The sequence below is a fragment of the Acinetobacter sp. HA genome, assembly GCF_000264725.1.
Lineage (GTDB): Bacteria > Pseudomonadota > Gammaproteobacteria > Pseudomonadales > Moraxellaceae > Acinetobacter > Acinetobacter schindleri.
Map to the genome: position 1 here is coordinate 1 of NZ_AJXD01000006.1, position 16,100 is coordinate 16,100.

Below are 16,100 nucleotides of genomic sequence, written 5' to 3' on the forward strand. Positions count from 1 at the left end.
CCCTTAGTTCGTAGCCAAGTGCTCTATCCAGCTGAGCTATGAGCGCGTAACTTGTGTGCCTAGATTGGCAATACGTTTTTCTGCTTAACTTACTTGGTGCGCTCAGAGAGATTCGAACTCCCGACCCCTTAGTTCGTAGCCAAGTGCTCTATCCAGCTGAGCTATGAGCGCGACGTCTTGATGGGGTGCATTATATATGTTTTTCTAAACTTGTTAAGTCTTTTTTAATAAAAACCCAACCGAACGTACAGTAAATAAACGATATAGTTAAATTCAGGTTTTATAGGTGAATTTTCCTGCAGATTTATACCTAAAAGCAATTAATAGCGTATCAGCTTTCGACCTTAAGCTAGTTTAGTTATCAGATTGATAGTGGCATAGCGAAAATTAAGCGCTGGCATTTGAGCCTAATTCCAGAAAATTTCAGGCACAAAAAAACCGCAACATGTGCGGTTGATTGTTCAAGTTGGTGCGCTCAGAGAGATTCGAACTCCCGACCCCTTAGTTCGTAGCCAAGTGCTCTATCCAGCTGAGCTATGAGCGCGTAACTTGTGTGCCTAGATTGGCAATACGTTTTTCTGCTTAACTTACTTGGTGCGCTCAGAGAGATTCGAACTCCCGACCCCTTAGTTCGTAGCCAAGTGCTCTATCCAGCTGAGCTATGAGCGCGCGACGTAAGTAAGCGTGGCGGTGAGAGAGGGATTCGAACCCTCGATACAGTTACCCGTATGCGTCCTTAGCAGGGACGTGGTTTCAGCCACTCACCCATCTCACCGTAACGTGCCGCCATAATACAAATTTCGGCATAGCACTGCAAGCAAAGCTTTAAAAAAAAGTGCAGTTTTTTGCTCGATTAAATACTTTTTAAACAATTCATCTGTTTTTCTACACTTATTGCGCGAAAAAGCTCCGCTTTCTAACCAATAGTCGAAAATCCGCCGAAAAACGGAAACTTAAACAGATTATTGCAATCATTTACGTGCAGTCTGAGCGCACATGTCTTATGCTAATCCCATCTCCTAGGAAAATTTAAAGACATGATGAAAAATTGGGTCGATCCTGAAGCAAAAGCTGAAGCTGAACGTTATGACAACCCTATCCCAAGTCGCACGCTGATTTTAGAAACCATAGAAAAGAATAATGCCCAGTCGCATGCCGACCTGGTGGAACATTTTGAAATTGCAGATCAAAAAAGTATTGATGCCCTGAGTCACCGCTTGATTGCCATGGTGCGTGATGGCCAGTTAATGAAAGATGGTTATAAATTCCAGATTGCTACTGAACAACCGGAATATGAAGCCACGGTGTATATCAATTCTAAAGGCATGGGTACAGCCAATATTTCCGGTCAGGATGATCTGTTACTGCCCGAGCGTGAATTGCGCCAGGTCTTTAATGGTGACCGCGTTAAAGTCCGCCAAACTTCAGTCGACCGCAAAGGTAAGGCCTGGGGTTTTATTACTGAAGTGATACAACATCGTGTCAAACAGGTTATTGGTAAAGTCTGCCAGCATGAAGGTGAATATTTCGTACAACCTGCCAGTCCGAATGCGCATCAGCCCATCACCCTAGAAAAAGAACTGATTGAACATGCTCAGGTTAAAGTTGGTGATTCGATTCGTGTTGCGATTGATACTTACCCAACCAAAGAAGAATTTGCGACTGCGCATATTATCCAGTCAATGGCAGATAAAGCAGATACGGAAATCATCATTCCACAAACCATTCTGGAATATGGCCTGCCTTACGAATTCCCTGATGAAGTTATCAAAGAAGCAGAAAGTTTTAAAGAACCCAATGCTAAGGATCGAGAAGGTCGTATCGACCTGCGTGACCTGGCCTTAGTCACCATTGATGGTGAAGATGCCCGCGACTTCGATGATGCGGTGTATGCAGAGAAACGTCCTGGCGGTGGTTATCGTGTTGTCGTGGCAATTGCAGATGTGAGCCATTATGTCCGTGTTGGCAAGCCACTGGATGACGAAGCTCAGGAACGTGGTACATCGGTTTACTTCCCGCATTATGTCTTGCCGATGCTGCCTGAAGCACTCTCCAATGGCTTATGTTCCTTAAACCCGCATGTTGACCGTCTCTGTATGGTCTGTGATTTAAAACTGTCACGTGCAGGCCGTGTGACCAGTTTTGAGTTCTATCCTTCTGTGATGCATTCCAAAGCGCGTCTGACCTATAACCAGGTTGCGCAGTATTTTGATGGTGACAGTAACGCGATTACTGAAGATCGTGATGTACGCAAATCACTCAATACACTATTCCAGCTGTATCAGGTGCTGAAAGAATTGCGTGCGGATCGTCATGCGATGGAATTCGAAACTGTCGAAACCTATATGACTTTCGATGAGCTGGGTGGTATTCAAGAAATTCTGCCACGCACCCGTAATGATGCGCATAAGCTGATTGAAGAGTGCATGTTGCTCGCCAACGTGGCGGCGGCTGAATATGCGCTGAAAAATGAAATTCCAATGCTGTACCGTGTGCATCAGCCACCAGAGTTTTCCCGTATTCAGAAAGTACGTGACTTCGTCAAGCTACTCGGTCTGAAATTCCCGGAACAACCCACCCAGAAAGATTATCAGGAAGTGATTGAAGCGACCAAAGACCGTATTGATGCCCCAAGTATTCATGCAGTCCTGTTACGCTCAATGATGCAGGCCTACTACGGCGCGAAGAATGATGGTCACTTCGGTCTGGCATATGATGCCTATACGCATTTCACCTCGCCAATCCGCCGCTACCCTGACCTGTTGTTACATCGGGCGATTAAAGCACAGTTGGCACAAAAACCATATCCGATTTCGGGTGCATCACTGGATGATGCCGGTGAGCATTTCTCTTCAACTGAACGTCGTGCTGATGAAGCTTCACGTTCTGTAACGACCTGGTTGAAATGTCACTACATGCAGCAGCATCTGGGTGAAGAATTTGTTGGCATTATCAGTGCGACTGCAGAATTTGGTCTGTTTGTTACCCTGAAAGATCTTTATGTAGATGGCATGGTACATGTCAGCCAGCTCGGTGATGATTTCTTTGTCTTTGATCAAAGCAGCCAAAGCCTGGTCGGTCAGAACCGTGGACAAATCTTCGGTCTGGGGGATGAAGTCAAGATCAAGGTTGCCGGGGTAAATCTGGAAGAACGTAAGATTGACTTTGAACTGGTACAACAGTTAACTCATGCTGGCCGTCAAATCCGCGCCCGTGCCCCCCGTGTCGCAGAGAAAAAGCCTTTAGTCCGTCCGGAAGCGACTGAACAAGTCTTTGGCAAACATGAACGCGAGTCCAAAGCCAAAGATAATGCAGATGGAGAACAACCCATACGACGCAAAAAAGACAAAGGAAAACCCAGTTCCTACAGCAAAAAGCCTGCTAAAAAATCTGCAGGAAAGCCTGAAACAAAGGATAAAGGTAAAGTAAAGAAAAAAGCCAAAGTGAAAAAGAAAAAATCCAATGCAAAGCCAAAGGGTGAATGATTTTCACAGTTAAAAAGAGCGCTACGGCGCTCTTTTTTATTTTCTATAGACCTAAATCTAAACAGCTTGACTAAATTATTGGAAAAGATATCTTTTAACGTTTTTAAAAGGGGTAACAAATGAAAAAGATTCTAACACCTATTCTAGCTGCATCATTTCTCTTCAGCGCAGGGTGTGCAACTATGTTTAATGGGTCAAGTCAAACTGTAAATATTCGCAGTAATGATGCCGAAGCTAAACTTTATGTGAATGAAGAATATATGGGGAAAAATAACGCCGTTTATACTTTTAAAAAGAAAGAAAATTATGTACTAAAAGCTGAAAAAAATGGCTGCAAAACAACAACAGTGATCCCTCAGAAAACTTTTGATCCTACTACTCTTCTAGGTGTATTTATTGACTGGGGTATTATTTCTATTTTAGTAGTCGATGGTGCTGCTACAGGCGCATGGCAAAAATTTAATCAAACAAGCTACATTGTAGATCCAGACTGTTAAAATTTAATAGCCTATAATTTTATATTTATAGGCTTTTTTAATAATTTTCATAGAAAATTTCTTTCTCTCAATATTCAAATAATAAATACCAGTTTCACCTTGATTTCCTTGCCAATAAGCCCTACATCTAAATTTAACATAGGAAATAAATCGGCAGACCGACATGACTTTAGAAAAGGCAACTTTGCCTGTTCCACAATTTGATCAGATTACACTAGCAGAACTGAAACAAAAGATTGAAAGCTGTATTGCTGAAGGTCAAAAATTCCTGAATGAACTTACCGAAACACCGGATTCAGCTCAGGAACAGCTTGCCATTTTGGAACATGTCGACACACTTGAAAATAATATGAGTGAGGCTTGGGGCATTCTCTCGCATCTCAATGCCGTGAAAAACAATGCGGAAACGCGTGAAGTTTATCAAGCCTTATTACCGGGCTTAAGTGAATACTATACCCAACTCGGCCAACATACGGCCCTGTATCAAACTTATCAGCATGTGCATGATGCGCCGGTATTTACTGACCTGCCTACAGCACAGCAAAGCGCGATTAAATTAGCACTGCGCGACTTCAAACTTTCGGGCGTAGCGCTAGAAGGTGAAGCGAAAAAACGTTATGCAGAAATTTCCGCACGTTTATCTCAGCTATCTTCAGATTTTTCCAACCATGTATTGGATGCGACTCAAGCCTACTTCAGACCATTAAATGAGGATGAACTGGCAGGCTTATCGGCAAGTAATATTGAACTGCTCAAACAGTATGGCAAACAGCATGAACTGGATCAACCCGTAGCCACTCTAGATTTCCCGTCCTATTTAGCCATTATGACCCATTCAGAAAACCGCAGTCTGCGTGAGGAAATCTATAAGGCCTATACCACACGTGCATCAGATCAGTCCGACAAATCTGAATTTGACAATACAGCTGTGATGGAAGAAATCCTGAGTCTGCGTCAAGAAATGGCTGCACTCCTCGGCTTTAACAACTATGCTGAATATTCACTGGCCAGCAAAATGGCACCAAGTGTTGACGCCGTAGATGAGTTTTTACGTGATCTGGCTGAGCATGCGCGTGCGCCTGCTAAAAAAGAGATTGCCGAGCTGAAAGCAATTGCAGCAGAAGATGGTATTACCGAGCTGCAACCTTGGGACAGCAGTTATTATTCTGAAAAGCTGAAAATGCAGCAGTTCAGCCTGTCACAGGAAGCACTGAAACCTTATTTTCCGACCCCAAAAGTAATTCGAGGTCTATTCAGCATTGTGAACCGTCTGTATGGCATTCAGGTCATCGAACGTGAAGCTCCGCTTTGGCATCCGGATGCACATTATTTTGAACTGGAAGATCAGGGTGAAGTCATCGGTGGTTTCTACTTTGACCTGTATGCCCGTCAAGGTAAACGTGGTGGTGCCTGGATGAGTGGTTTCCGCTCTCGCATGCGTACCCATGACGGCGTACAAAAGCCCATCTGTTATATGGTCGGCAACTTTACCCCACCGGTCGGCGACAAACCTGCCCTGCTAAGCCATGATGAAGTGATTACCCTGTTCCATGAATTTGGTCATGGTCTGCATCATATGCTGACTGAAGTAGACAATATCTCTGTTGCCGGTACACATGGTGTGGCTTGGGATGCAGTTGAGTTACCAAGTCAGTTCATGGAATTCTGGGCCTGGGATCAGGACAGTCTAAATCTGCTCAGCGAGCATATAGAAACCAAGGAAGTCCTACCAGCAGATCTGCTGAAAGCCCTGCTAGATGCCCGTTTCTTCCAGTCAGGCATGCAAACCTTGCGTCAACTCGAGTTTGCCCTGTTCGATCTGACCATTCATCGTGCCAATCCAGCGCTGAATGCTGAACAGGTTCAGGCGACCTTGAATGAGATCCGAGACAAATATGCCGTGTTGGCAACGACACCGTATAACCGTTTCCAGCATAGCTTTAGCCATATCTTTGCAGGTGGCTATGCTGCCGGATATTATTCTTACAAATGGGCAGAAGTACTCGCCAGTGATGCCTTTGACCGTTTTGAAACAGAAGGCATTTTCAATACTGATACGGGTCATGCTTTCCGCAAGAACATTCTGGCAGTTGGTGGAAAAGACACTGCACTAGATGCTTTTGTAAACTTCCGGGGCCGTGAGCCGAAAATTGATGCCCTACTCCGTCATCAAGGTTGGACGAATACATTAAAAAATGCTTAAACTAGCTGTTTAAATTAATCAACAGGTGAGTATGATGACCATCAAGCGTCGTTTCATTGCAGGTGCTAAATGTCCAAAATGTCAGGCGATGGATCGGATTGTCATGCTGACCTCTGGCGAGAATGAATGGATTGAGTGTATTGAATGTGGCTATGAGGAAAACCGTCCAACCCACGTTGAGCAACCTGAAGTTCCTGCTGTACCTGATGAAGTGGGTGTGATTCAGTTTAAACCGCGTTAAGTATAGAAAAATAAATAAGGTTGAACATATGAGTGTAGAGCAAAGGCATAGTTCTAAACTTTTAATGGGGATTATTGGGGCTTTAGTTACTGTCGTGATTCTGGTATTTGCTTATCAGTGGTTTAGTGCATCTTCATCTCAGGAAATACCTGAACAGGAAACTGTAACAGTTACTCCTGCTCAAGAGCCTATTAAGACTGAGGCAACGGCTCAAGTAGCTCCAATTGAAACAGAAGCAAATCTTGCCAATCGATTGGTACAGGACGATCTCATTAAAGCTCCAGTACCTGAAAATCCTGCACTGGCCAAAGAGGAAATATCCCGTCTGGAAGATATCCAGTCACAGCTAGATGAGCAAAAAGCCATGCTAGATGCTCAGCACAAGGATGCCGATGAACTGATCAGGCTGAAGGAAGAACAGCTCAAGCTACTGGAAGCCCAACTTGCAGAAGAATCATAATTTTTGATCAAATAGTTCGCTAGAATATTCCACAATCTTCTAGCGATGCTTTCTTATGCCCAGCGCAGCCCCTTCTGATCTAATTAAAGCCATCCTTCTGCTCACCTGCTCGGCTTTGCTGTTCTCTATGATGGGGGTGTGTATTCGTTATGCTTCACATACGGTTGATAACGCGACTGTCGTATTTTTCCGTAATGCGGTGGGTATGTTGTTATTCCTACCTTTGCTGCTCAGTAAAGGTGTTGGTTTCTTTAAAACTGAAAAGTTATGGATGCATGTCTGGCGTTCTGTGGTGGGTTTAATGGCAATGTATGGTTTCTTCTATGCCATTGCCCATCTCAAGCTGTCTAATGCCATGGTGTTTACCTATTCCTCTCCAATTTTCATTCCCTTCATTGCCTGGCTATTTTTAAAAGAAAAGATCACCAAAGCGATGCTGCTTGCCGCTGCTATCGGATTTATTGGTGTCTTGTGTGTAACAAAGCCAGATTCGGGGCTGTTTAATCTCATGTCAGTGATTGGACTCAGTGCCAGCTTTTTAGCGGCTATGGCTTTTGTCACTGTACGTGCGCTGACAGATACTGAACCACCAGAACGGATCGTGTTCTATTTTTGCTTTATTGGCACACTGGTTTCAGTGATTCCGATGTTCTGGCACTGGCGCCCTTATCATCTGACTGAACTGGCTTATCTGATTGCAGCAGGCGTTTTGACTAATATCAGCCAGATCCTGATGTCCAATGCCTACAAGCTGGCACCTGCCGGACAGATCGGACCTGTCAACTATGTGGCGATCATCTTTGCCGGAATTTGGGGCTATATCTTCTGGAAAGAAATCCCCGATATTATGGGCCTGCTTGGACTGGCTCTGATTTTCTCAGCCATTTTGCTATGTAGTCCTCTATTACAAAACAGCTTTAAACGAAATCATCCGTCCTCTTAAAGGCAGAAAAAAGCACCCGTAGGTGCTTTTTTAATATCCGGTGTTAGTGATACCAGCCGAACAGCTTGAACAGGTAGGGGACATAGGCAATGATCAGCATTGCTGGCAGTAACACAATTACGGGTAGAATCCAGCGTTCATAGCGGTAATAGAAAGACAAATGTCGTACCTCTGCATCTGCTTCTGCCACTTCAGCATCACCAATCGACTGCCGGGCCAGCAGATGATTCAATGCTACTGGTGGCGTCACATACCCCAGTTCAAAGCCAATCAGGGTGATCATCCAGAAATGTACCGGATGAATGCCATATTGGTACGCTACCGGCGCTACCGTTGCAGAAATCAGAATCACAGCGCCGAACGGATCCATGATCATGCCCACAAAGATCATCAAGCCAACAATCATGGTAATGACCAGAATCGTGCTGTTAATATCTGTCGGGAAAGCTTCCATGATTTCCAGACGTTCCAGCAAACCGCCAACGCTGACGGACAAAGCCATCAAAATGACCAGTGCACCGATATGCCCTACTGTTTCGCTGCTGGAGATATGCATGGATTTCCAGAAACCGAACTGACGTAAGGATGAACCAGGTGACGATTCAGGCTGTGCTGCTGTACCACCAATCCCATTCAGATTCATATTAAGACTTTCATCCCAATGCCCTACTGGTGGTATTGGTGCAGGCTGATGGCGCAGTTTGTCATACAGTACAATCATTAACAGGATGACTGGCATCATTACTGGTGCAGTGAACTCGTTCAGATTGGTCGACAATGCATATTTGTAGAACATCCAGATCAGTACAAAGATCACGATGTATGGAATCACAGCCAGGAAGGCACGACCTGATTGTGGTGCTGCTACGCCTGCTGGGGCAATACGGAACTTGCTTTCAGCAAAAAACAGTGAAATTACCAGGAACAGGGTCGAGCTCAGCAAGAATACATACACACCGTAGTGATACAGCAAGTCTGTCGTTACTTCTTTATTTAATGAGGCTACAACCACAATTAACAGACATGGACGTAATACGACACCCAGAGAGCCCGACATGGCAGTAGCTGCCAAGGCAAACTGACGGCGACCGCCGGCATTCCAGACTTCCTTATAGATAATCGCACCAGCAGCAATGACGAAGATCCCTGATGCCCCGGTATAAGCGGTTGGCAATGCAGCTGCCAGCAGGATTAACCAGGTCAGGGTTTCCGGTGCCAGATTCCATGGACGCAGAATATTCAGGAACATATCCACGACACGGGTCTGTTTCAGCAACATGCCGGCCCAGATAAACAGCGCCAGGTTCAGGAAGATGCTAGAGAACTCGACCAGCTGACCTAGATAAATCCCTTGCCCCATTGGATAATCCATGAAGAAGGTAAAGTTAATCCCGGTACTGATGGCCATATAGGCATACAGCGGTACGCTCAGGAAAGCCAGACCAAAACTGCCGCCTTCACGGGTAGGCTTCGGCAACTTAATCACCTGGAACAAGCTGATCAGGGTTAAGGTGCTAAACAGAATCATCCACAGCCAGTAGATATATTTCATCTCTCCCATGGCCACGCCAGAGTTCAGTACTGACTGATACTGGCTATAGGAGGAGAATGCCAGGAAAGCATTTGCGACGAGCATAGCCAGTGTATAGACCCGGAAATCAATTTTGGTGGCTGGGCTGCGCAGACCAATATGATGAGTTTTTAGGGTCGCACTAATGGCAGCAAATACCACCATAATCACCAGCAGCAACGCACGGTTTTCCACACCAAACTTGAACAGACCAAAGAAACTGGTTTCAAAGCTACGGTAAGCACGAATACTCGGATGAGCATTGATATGATTTATGGCCTGGGTATAGAAAGCATGAGACTCTTCACAAACCTGTTGCGCCTGCATGACTGCTGCACGTACATCCGCCTCGGAGCGCACTCCAAAGAAATCGGCATATTCATCGGCAGCATCAGCTTTCATCTGCTGTTGGACACGGCTATCGACATCGATGTTCCGTTCACATTGCGGTCGGGTTGGTTCAGCACGTAGGAATGAATACTGCATCCCCGTAGCTGGGTCGCCATAAAGCCGTTCACCCATGCGCAGCAATTGCCCATGGATCATTTCACCCGTACCAATGACAAGAGTCAGTAACAGCAAGACCAGTACGACAAATGTCGAGATCCATTCTGTCCAGATATAACGCAACAGACCTATTCCCGATCTGTTTTCAGCATCATTTTGCATGTGTATTCCTATTGTTATTCTCTGGGAATGTCTACCATACTTGGCTTCCCTTTCCCTTTGTCTTGTAAGTCCGATTTACAGACCAATCTGATTATTATGCTTCTGACTCTGCACCAGACTGTGCGAAATGAAAATGACAATTTACATTTTCTTTTTTGTTATTTATGCCAACTGCATCATTGATCCAGCCAGTAATTACCAATGATATATAGATTGGTCACTACAATCCCCCAGATCACACCCAGCAAATGCGCTTCAACCAGTACCGGACTACCAATCAATTGGGCCGTGCCCTCACTGCCGATGGTATTTTCCCAGACCAGCTTGGCAAAAATCAGAAACAATACCAAGGCTGCAAAACTGCGTTCTTTCTTATACAACAGATGCACACAGGCCACAGCGGCATACGCACCATGCAAGACACCCGACAGTCCAGCATAAGCCTCAATATCTGGCAGGAAATAATAAAAGCTAAGACTGATCAGCGGAGGCAAGACCAGTAGAATACTGACGAAGTTCCACACCGAAACACGTGGAAAGATAAAGGGCAAGCAGATAAAGGCCAGCATATTCAGGAAATAGTGCGTCCAGCCAACGTGCACCCAATGTGCCGTCCACAGCCGCCAGGGCTCACTTATCAGGCTAGCTTGCCAAAAGATAAAACTATCTTTAAATATCTGCAGCCATGCGCAGAAAGCAACAAAGACTGCCAGAAAGACAATCTTGTTACGAAGATAGTGATCATGCATCTGCATTGCTTAGTCCCTTAGCGTATGTCAATTTAGGTCCGCCTTAACGTACGGACCTGACTGGATCAGGAATCCGCATTAAACAGATCATCAAGGTCAGATGCTGTATCCGCTTCATCCCAGAAACGTTGCATGCCATCGTCTCCAGTACGAACACCGGTATGCTCGGTCCAGTAACGGTCTGCAATGCCACCCACCATAATCGAAGCCATACTGTCGATCAGCTTGAATTGTGGATTGACCGGTTTTTCATCAGAACGTGCCTGTGCAAAAGTTTTCAGCGCATCACGTAACTTGGCATCATCACCTGATGCCTGAGCAGCTACGGCATAAAGTGCATGTGATAAACGCACACCTTTCTGTTCACCAATCTGGGTCGACTGTTTCAAGGTCTGATATGGATCCGGCTTTCCATCACCTGCGCCTGGCAACAAGGTCCAGATCACGGCACGTGTAGCATTTGGTGCGCCCCAGAATTTTTCATTGTTCAGACAGGTCATCCCGCGTTCTACCACAGCAGCGATGTCCTTCGGTACCTGCACCGCTCCACCCGAGTTAATATCATTGGTCATGGCTTGTAGGCCACTGAGCATGCCCAGCAGATAGACAGTCTGTTCTGTATCACCCTTCAAGGTTGGGCAACTTTCACCCAGCGCGACATTATATTTTTTCTCGTAACGCTTCTGGAACATCTGGTAACCGGTATATTGACGCTGTGCAGCCAATGCTGCCCAACGTTTCTGCTCTACGCGAGCATCCTGCGCCTCAGTAACCTGATTGGCTTTAGATGCACGCATATAGCGTAGTTCGGCATCTAGCGCTTTCTGCTCCGCACAAATACCGGCTGCAGAGTACATCAGTACTGCAACACGGGTCGGATCTGCCCCCATCTCCTTGGTTGACATGATCGCTGGTGTTAAGGCATTGCCTGAATTACACACCATTTCTGCATCATCCATCGCCAGAATTGGTGGCACTATATGTTTTTCAGTGAAACCCAGCGCCACATTGGCACCCGTTTTAACCACCTGTGAGCAACCTGTTAAAGCCGTTGTTGTTATTACTATGGCCGCCATACCCTGGCATATTTGTTGGACTTTTGACATTTTCCTGTCCTCTATAATTGTGATTATGTCCATGCTGCTAAACATAGCAGATGAACTATATGAATTAAAGAGTATTTACTCTAAATTAGATGAGTCACTTTGCCATTGATTACCGGTTCTGCAATTGACTTGATCGAAAGAAATACTGAATTTTGGGCAAAAAAAAGTAGCATTGCGACGGTTCAGCACATGCTACTTATTAACTGGGAAAGCTTTAACTTATCGTTTTAGCTTGTTAATGTGATTGAGTTGAAATTTGTTCCCTAACTATAGTGCCGAGTCGTCCAATGACCAGTGCCAGAATTACCGCGATTACTGGAAATATCCACGTTGGAAATTCCATATTAATCTCCTCTGTTGACTTCGGTGATTCAAATGTACCTGTTTAAAATAAAAGCAATTAAGAAAATTGTCCGACAATTCAAATATTTTCCGAAGAATTATGTGAATTGTCTGACAAAGGATCAGTATATAAAGATAAGAATTTGAAAAATATATAATTTTAATTTTGATGAAAATACCGATTGCCTGGCAATCAGATCATTTTCGTAAGGACTTTCAATGACTTCCATTGTTGTGTTGGTAACTGGTCACACCAGATCAGCAATGGCGGTATTTTGGCATGCTGAAAATACACCACCAGATAAGCTTGGTGATCAATCACATGACTGATCTGGGCACGCTGTATGCGCTGATCATGATGGGTAATGGTCCATTCCCGACCATCCAGATATTCAAACTGGGCGATCTGCGGACGCTTGCGATAAAACAGATGATAGATGATCAGTCCTGCAACCAGACAGATTCCCCATAGCCATAAGGGCAATAACTGGTACATCACAAACATCAACACAATAAAAATGAAAAACTGAAACGTAAGTGCAAGCAGGCTGCGTTTCAGCTGATAACAACGATTATCCATGAACGTAGTGTTTAAGCTTGTTAATAAACTCGCGTAATTCAGGACGTGGCGGTTCGGATACTTCCATAAACCAGTCCAGCAGGTCCGGGTCTTCTTGCGCTACGAGTTCAGCAAACATTTCTTTTTCAAATGGGTCTGCTGTCAAATAGCAGTTTTTGACATAGGGATCAAAATACACATCCAACTCTTTAAGACCACGACGTGCGCGGTAAATCACTTTACGCTCTTCCAGGCTGATGTCTTCAGTCATCATATTTCCCCAACGTGTTAAAAACATGAGTAGTTTACCTAAGCGCCAAGTAATTTTCGAGGGAATTGGCGGAAAGCATCAGCATTATCTGTATTTTGTACATTTCGCACATTGTCCCCAGATAGACCCTGCCCTTATGTTCATGAGAACAATAACCAGAACAAGGAATCCTGATCATGCAATCTGCTGCGATTCGACCAATGTCGCATCTTTTACCGCGTACTTTGTTTAATGCTGAGCATGATGCTTTCCGCGAGACGGTGCGCAAATTCTATCAAAAGGAAGTCATTCCGCATACCGAACGCTTCGAACAGCAACAACACGTAGATCGCGAACTATGGAATAAGGCAGGAAGCCTAGGGCTACTCTGCCCGACTTTACCAGAACAATATGGTGGTTCAGGTGTGGATCGGCTTTACAGTATGATTCTGATTGAAGAACAAGCTTATGCCGGTGATTCAGCGACCGGTTTTTCCCTACATTCCGATATCGTCGCGAATTATATTCTGAATTTCGGCAATGAAGCCCAGAAACAGCAATGGCTAGCAAAAATGGCCAGTGGCGAAGTGATTACTGCGATTGCGATGACTGAACCCGGCACAGGTTCAGATCTTCAGGCTGTACGCACCAGTGCCGTGTTGGAGGGTGATGAGTATGTGATTAATGGCTCGAAAATATTTATCACCAACGGCTATCTTTGCGATATGGCAATTGTAGTGTGTAAAACAGGCGATAGTGACAAAGGCTCAGCTAATCTTTCATTGATCATGGTAGAAGCTGACCGTGCTGGTTTTAGTAAAGGCAAACCGCTAAATAAAATCGGCATGAAAGGCCAGGATACCTGTGAACTATTCTTTGATAACGTGCGTGTTCCTAAAGAAAATTTATTGGGTATGCCCGGTATGGGTTTTATGATGCTGATGAAAGAACTGGCCTGGGAACGCCTGATTGTGGCAATGATCTGTCAGGCAGGCGCTGAAGCTGCTTTTGCACATACGGTGAAATACACTAAGGAACGTCAGGCTTTTGGCAAACCTATCTCAGCATTTCAGAACACTCGTTTTAAGCTGGCGGAACTACGTACTGAAATCGAAATCTGTCGAGCTTATCTGGATTGTTGTATGCAACAACAGTTACAGCAACAGCTAGGCGTAGATGCAGCTGCTGCCGCAAAATACAAAATTTCAGAAATGTTCAGTAAGGTAGTCGATGAATGTCTGCAACTACATGGTGGATATGGCTATATGCTGGAATATCCAATTGCTCGTGCCTACATCGATCATCGTGCGAACCGTATATATGCTGGAACCAATGAAATCATGAAAGAATTGATCTCACGAGCAATTTAATTAAGATCATATAAACAGATAACAAAAGGAGCATTTAATGCTCCTTTTCTATAGGTTCAGATATTAAGATACTAGACGTGGTTTAACTTTTTTGCCGTTAACTTTTCCCTGTTCAACTTTAGATTTAAACTGAAGAATATCATCCTCGAAAGTTGCAGTTTTAAGATCTTTACGGTCAGCTAAATAATTATTGCTGACACGCCAAGGGCCATGCTTACCTTGTTTTGGCATGACGTTTGCGGCACGGGCAATATAACCTGAGGTCAGGCTACCCATCACCGTATCTTCGAGTAACTCTGCAGCATTACCTTCGGGTAATACCTCATCAAAACCGTTCATATCCATATAGTTCAGCAGACGGCAGATATATTCGGCTGCGATGTCTACTTTCAGTGTCCAAGATGCATTGATATAGCCAATAATCAGCGCCATATTCGGAATATCACTCACCATCACGCCGCGATACAGCATATGTTTGGAAGTATCGATGGGCTTGCCATCGATGAAAGCCTGCATCCCACCCAAAATCTGAATATTTAATCCTGTTGCTGATACGATAATATCGGCATCAAGATGTTTACCGGATTTAAGCTGAATACCGGTTTCAGTAAATCTATCGATATGGTCAGTTTCTACCGATGCACGACCTTCACGTAAAATTTTGAATAAATCTCCATCCGGTACCACGCACAGACGCTGATCCCAAGGCTCATAGTCCGGGGTAAAGTGTTTCATATCCACCTTACCCTTAAGTTGGAACTTCACCGCATTTAAAAGCAGCTTTTTAAGCAATTTCGGCTGTTTTTGTGCCAGCGCATAAATCCCGCGCTGCATACCAATGTTTCGTGCACGGGTAAGCTTATAAGCCATATCTTCAGACAGATACTTACGCATCTTGTCATAGACCATATCAATGGAGGGTACCGAAGCAATATAAGTCGGTGAACGCTGCAACATAGTCACATGGCCTGCTCCACCTTTGACCATCGCTGGAACTAACGTAATAGCAGTTGCACCACTACCAATAATTACCACTTTTTTACCGCTATAATCGAAGTTCTCAGGCCAATGTTGCGGATGAATAAAAGTTCCTTTAAATGCATCTTGATTTGGAAATTCTGGTTGAAAACCTTGGTCATAATTATAATAACCAGTACAACCCAAAACAAAATTCGCTACCCAAGTTTCATTCTTACCTTGAGCATTTTCGATTTTCACTGACCATTTATGCGTATGCGTATCATAATTGGCATTTAAAACACGGTGCTGATAATGAATTCTGGATTCAAGTTGGCATTCTTCTACTACTTCAGACAGATAGTTCTTAATTGATGCACCGTCAGCCAACACGCTGGTCTTTTTTCCAAGGTTTAAAATTAAAGCCGAAAGTCGACATATCAGAATCTGAACGGATGCCCGGATATTTAAATAAATCCCAAGTACCACCTACGCTTTCCCGACGTTCAATAATTTCAAAAGAACGCTTCGGACAATTTTTAGAAAGATGTACTGCTAAACCAATTCCCGAGATCCCCGCACCCACAATTAAGATATCAACCTGTTTTTCCATATTCTTCTTTTAACCCAAGTTTGTCATTTATTTTATTAAAGCACAAAACTGACAATACTCCATGTCAAGTTTGTATGTTTGCCCTA

At 44.4% G+C, this 16,100-nt stretch carries 12 protein-coding genes, 4 tRNA genes and 1 pseudogene; 7 read left to right on the forward strand and 10 right to left on the reverse strand.

Annotated elements, in window-relative coordinates:
- Positions 1-94 precede the first annotated feature (94 nt).
- The 4 genes from HADU_RS01450 to HADU_RS01465 all read right to left on the reverse strand — a co-directional run bounded on the left by HADU_RS01450 (position 95) and on the right by HADU_RS01465 (position 775).
- A tRNA-Arg gene (locus HADU_RS01450) sits at positions 95-171 on the reverse strand.
- 296 nt (positions 172-467) lie between these two features.
- A tRNA-Arg gene (locus HADU_RS01455) sits at positions 468-544 on the reverse strand.
- A gap of 48 nt (positions 545-592) precedes the next feature.
- Positions 593-669 (reverse strand) — tRNA-Arg (locus HADU_RS01460).
- A 16-nt stretch (positions 670-685) separates the two neighbouring features.
- Positions 686-775, reverse strand: a tRNA-Ser gene (locus HADU_RS01465).
- A 262-nt stretch (positions 776-1,037) separates the two neighbouring features.
- Between HADU_RS01465 and rnr the strand changes: the two genes are divergently transcribed.
- The 6 genes from rnr to HADU_RS01495 all read left to right on the forward strand — a co-directional run bounded on the left by rnr (position 1,038) and on the right by HADU_RS01495 (position 7,829).
- Positions 1,038-3,485, forward strand: a complete 2,448-nt coding sequence (rnr, locus tag HADU_RS01470; RefSeq protein ID WP_008302611.1) for a ribonuclease R — start codon at positions 1,038-1,040, stop codon at positions 3,483-3,485.
- Positions 3,486-3,604: 119 nt separating this feature from the next.
- Positions 3,605-3,982: a hypothetical protein gene (locus HADU_RS01475; protein ID WP_004809758.1), complete on the forward strand. Its 378-nt coding sequence runs from the start codon at positions 3,605-3,607 to the stop codon at positions 3,980-3,982.
- A 163-nt stretch (positions 3,983-4,145) separates the two neighbouring features.
- On the forward strand, positions 4,146-6,185 hold the full coding sequence (locus HADU_RS01480) for a M3 family metallopeptidase (protein ID WP_004809760.1): 2,040 nt from the start codon (positions 4,146-4,148) through the stop codon (positions 6,183-6,185).
- A 40-nt stretch (positions 6,186-6,225) separates the two neighbouring features.
- Complete coding sequence (locus tag HADU_RS01485) at positions 6,226-6,426, forward strand: YheV family putative zinc ribbon protein (RefSeq protein WP_171056624.1); 201 nt, start codon at positions 6,226-6,228, stop codon at positions 6,424-6,426.
- A gap of 28 nt (positions 6,427-6,454) precedes the next feature.
- Positions 6,455-6,886 carry a hypothetical protein gene (locus HADU_RS01490; protein ID WP_004809764.1) on the forward strand — a complete coding sequence of 144 codons (432 nt, stop codon included), beginning with the start codon at positions 6,455-6,457 and terminating at the stop codon, positions 6,884-6,886.
- A gap of 55 nt (positions 6,887-6,941) precedes the next feature.
- On the forward strand, positions 6,942-7,829 hold the full coding sequence (locus HADU_RS01495; protein WP_004809765.1) for a DMT family transporter: 888 nt from the start codon (positions 6,942-6,944) through the stop codon (positions 7,827-7,829).
- A 43-nt stretch (positions 7,830-7,872) separates the two neighbouring features.
- Here the strand turns inward: HADU_RS01495 and HADU_RS01500 are convergent, their stop codons facing one another.
- The 5 genes from HADU_RS01500 to HADU_RS01520 form a co-directional block, all read right to left on the reverse strand.
- Positions 7,873-10,068, reverse strand: coding sequence for a TRAP transporter large permease subunit (locus tag HADU_RS01500; protein WP_008302626.1), 2,196 nt, complete (start codon positions 10,066-10,068; stop codon positions 7,873-7,875).
- A gap of 176 nt (positions 10,069-10,244) precedes the next feature.
- Positions 10,245-10,823 (reverse strand): rhombosortase, encoded by a 579-nt coding sequence (rrtA, locus tag HADU_RS01505; RefSeq protein WP_008302628.1) that lies wholly within the window; start codon positions 10,821-10,823, stop codon positions 10,245-10,247.
- Between the two features lie 59 nt (positions 10,824-10,882).
- The gene (locus HADU_RS01510; protein ID WP_034592054.1) at positions 10,883-11,923 is read right to left on the reverse strand and encodes a hypothetical protein; all 1,041 of its coding nucleotides are present in this window, start codon (positions 11,921-11,923) and stop codon (positions 10,883-10,885) included.
- A gap of 535 nt (positions 11,924-12,458) precedes the next feature.
- A complete protein-coding gene (locus HADU_RS01515) occupies positions 12,459-12,845 on the reverse strand; it encodes a hypothetical protein (RefSeq protein ID WP_008302633.1) in 387 nt (128 codons plus the stop codon).
- Positions 12,838-13,095: a succinate dehydrogenase assembly factor 2 gene (locus HADU_RS01520; protein WP_008302635.1), complete on the reverse strand. Its 258-nt coding sequence runs from the start codon at positions 13,093-13,095 to the stop codon at positions 12,838-12,840. The genes HADU_RS01515 and HADU_RS01520 overlap by 8 nt, the downstream gene beginning before the upstream one ends.
- A gap of 176 nt (positions 13,096-13,271) precedes the next feature.
- Between HADU_RS01520 and HADU_RS01525 the strand changes: the two genes are divergently transcribed.
- Entirely contained in the window at positions 13,272-14,444 is a 1,173-nt protein-coding gene (locus tag HADU_RS01525; RefSeq protein ID WP_004809773.1) for an acyl-CoA dehydrogenase family protein, read from the forward strand.
- A gap of 63 nt (positions 14,445-14,507) precedes the next feature.
- Here HADU_RS01525 and HADU_RS01530 read toward each other — a convergent pair.
- A pseudogene (locus tag HADU_RS01530) lies at positions 14,508-16,014 on the reverse strand (flavin-containing monooxygenase).
- Between the last annotated feature and the right edge of the window lie 86 nt (positions 16,015-16,100).

What these genes read in the sequence shown, in the direction of transcription:
- HADU_RS01500 (WP_008302626.1), bottom strand. Translation starts at nt 10,068, where the DNA reads ATGCAAAATGATGCTGAAAACAGATCGGGAATAGGTCTGTTGCGTTAT.
- rnr (WP_008302611.1), top strand. Translation starts at nt 1,038, where the DNA reads ATGATGAAAAATTGGGTCGATCCTGAAGCAAAAGCTGAAGCTGAACGT.
- HADU_RS01510 (WP_034592054.1), bottom strand. Translation starts at nt 11,923, where the DNA reads ATGTCAAAAGTCCAACAAATATGCCAGGGTATGGCGGCCATAGTAATA.
- HADU_RS01490 (WP_004809764.1), top strand. Translation starts at nt 6,455, where the DNA reads ATGAGTGTAGAGCAAAGGCATAGTTCTAAACTTTTAATGGGGATTATT.
- HADU_RS01525 (WP_004809773.1), top strand. Translation starts at nt 13,272, where the DNA reads ATGCAATCTGCTGCGATTCGACCAATGTCGCATCTTTTACCGCGTACT.
- HADU_RS01520 (WP_008302635.1), bottom strand. Translation starts at nt 13,095, where the DNA reads ATGACTGAAGACATCAGCCTGGAAGAGCGTAAAGTGATTTACCGCGCA.
- HADU_RS01475 (WP_004809758.1), top strand. Translation starts at nt 3,605, where the DNA reads ATGAAAAAGATTCTAACACCTATTCTAGCTGCATCATTTCTCTTCAGC.
- HADU_RS01515 (WP_008302633.1), bottom strand. Translation starts at nt 12,845, where the DNA reads ATGGATAATCGTTGTTATCAGCTGAAACGCAGCCTGCTTGCACTTACG.
- rrtA (WP_008302628.1), bottom strand. Translation starts at nt 10,823, where the DNA reads ATGCAGATGCATGATCACTATCTTCGTAACAAGATTGTCTTTCTGGCA.
- HADU_RS01480 (WP_004809760.1), top strand. Translation starts at nt 4,146, where the DNA reads ATGACTTTAGAAAAGGCAACTTTGCCTGTTCCACAATTTGATCAGATT.
- HADU_RS01495 (WP_004809765.1), top strand. Translation starts at nt 6,942, where the DNA reads ATGCCCAGCGCAGCCCCTTCTGATCTAATTAAAGCCATCCTTCTGCTC.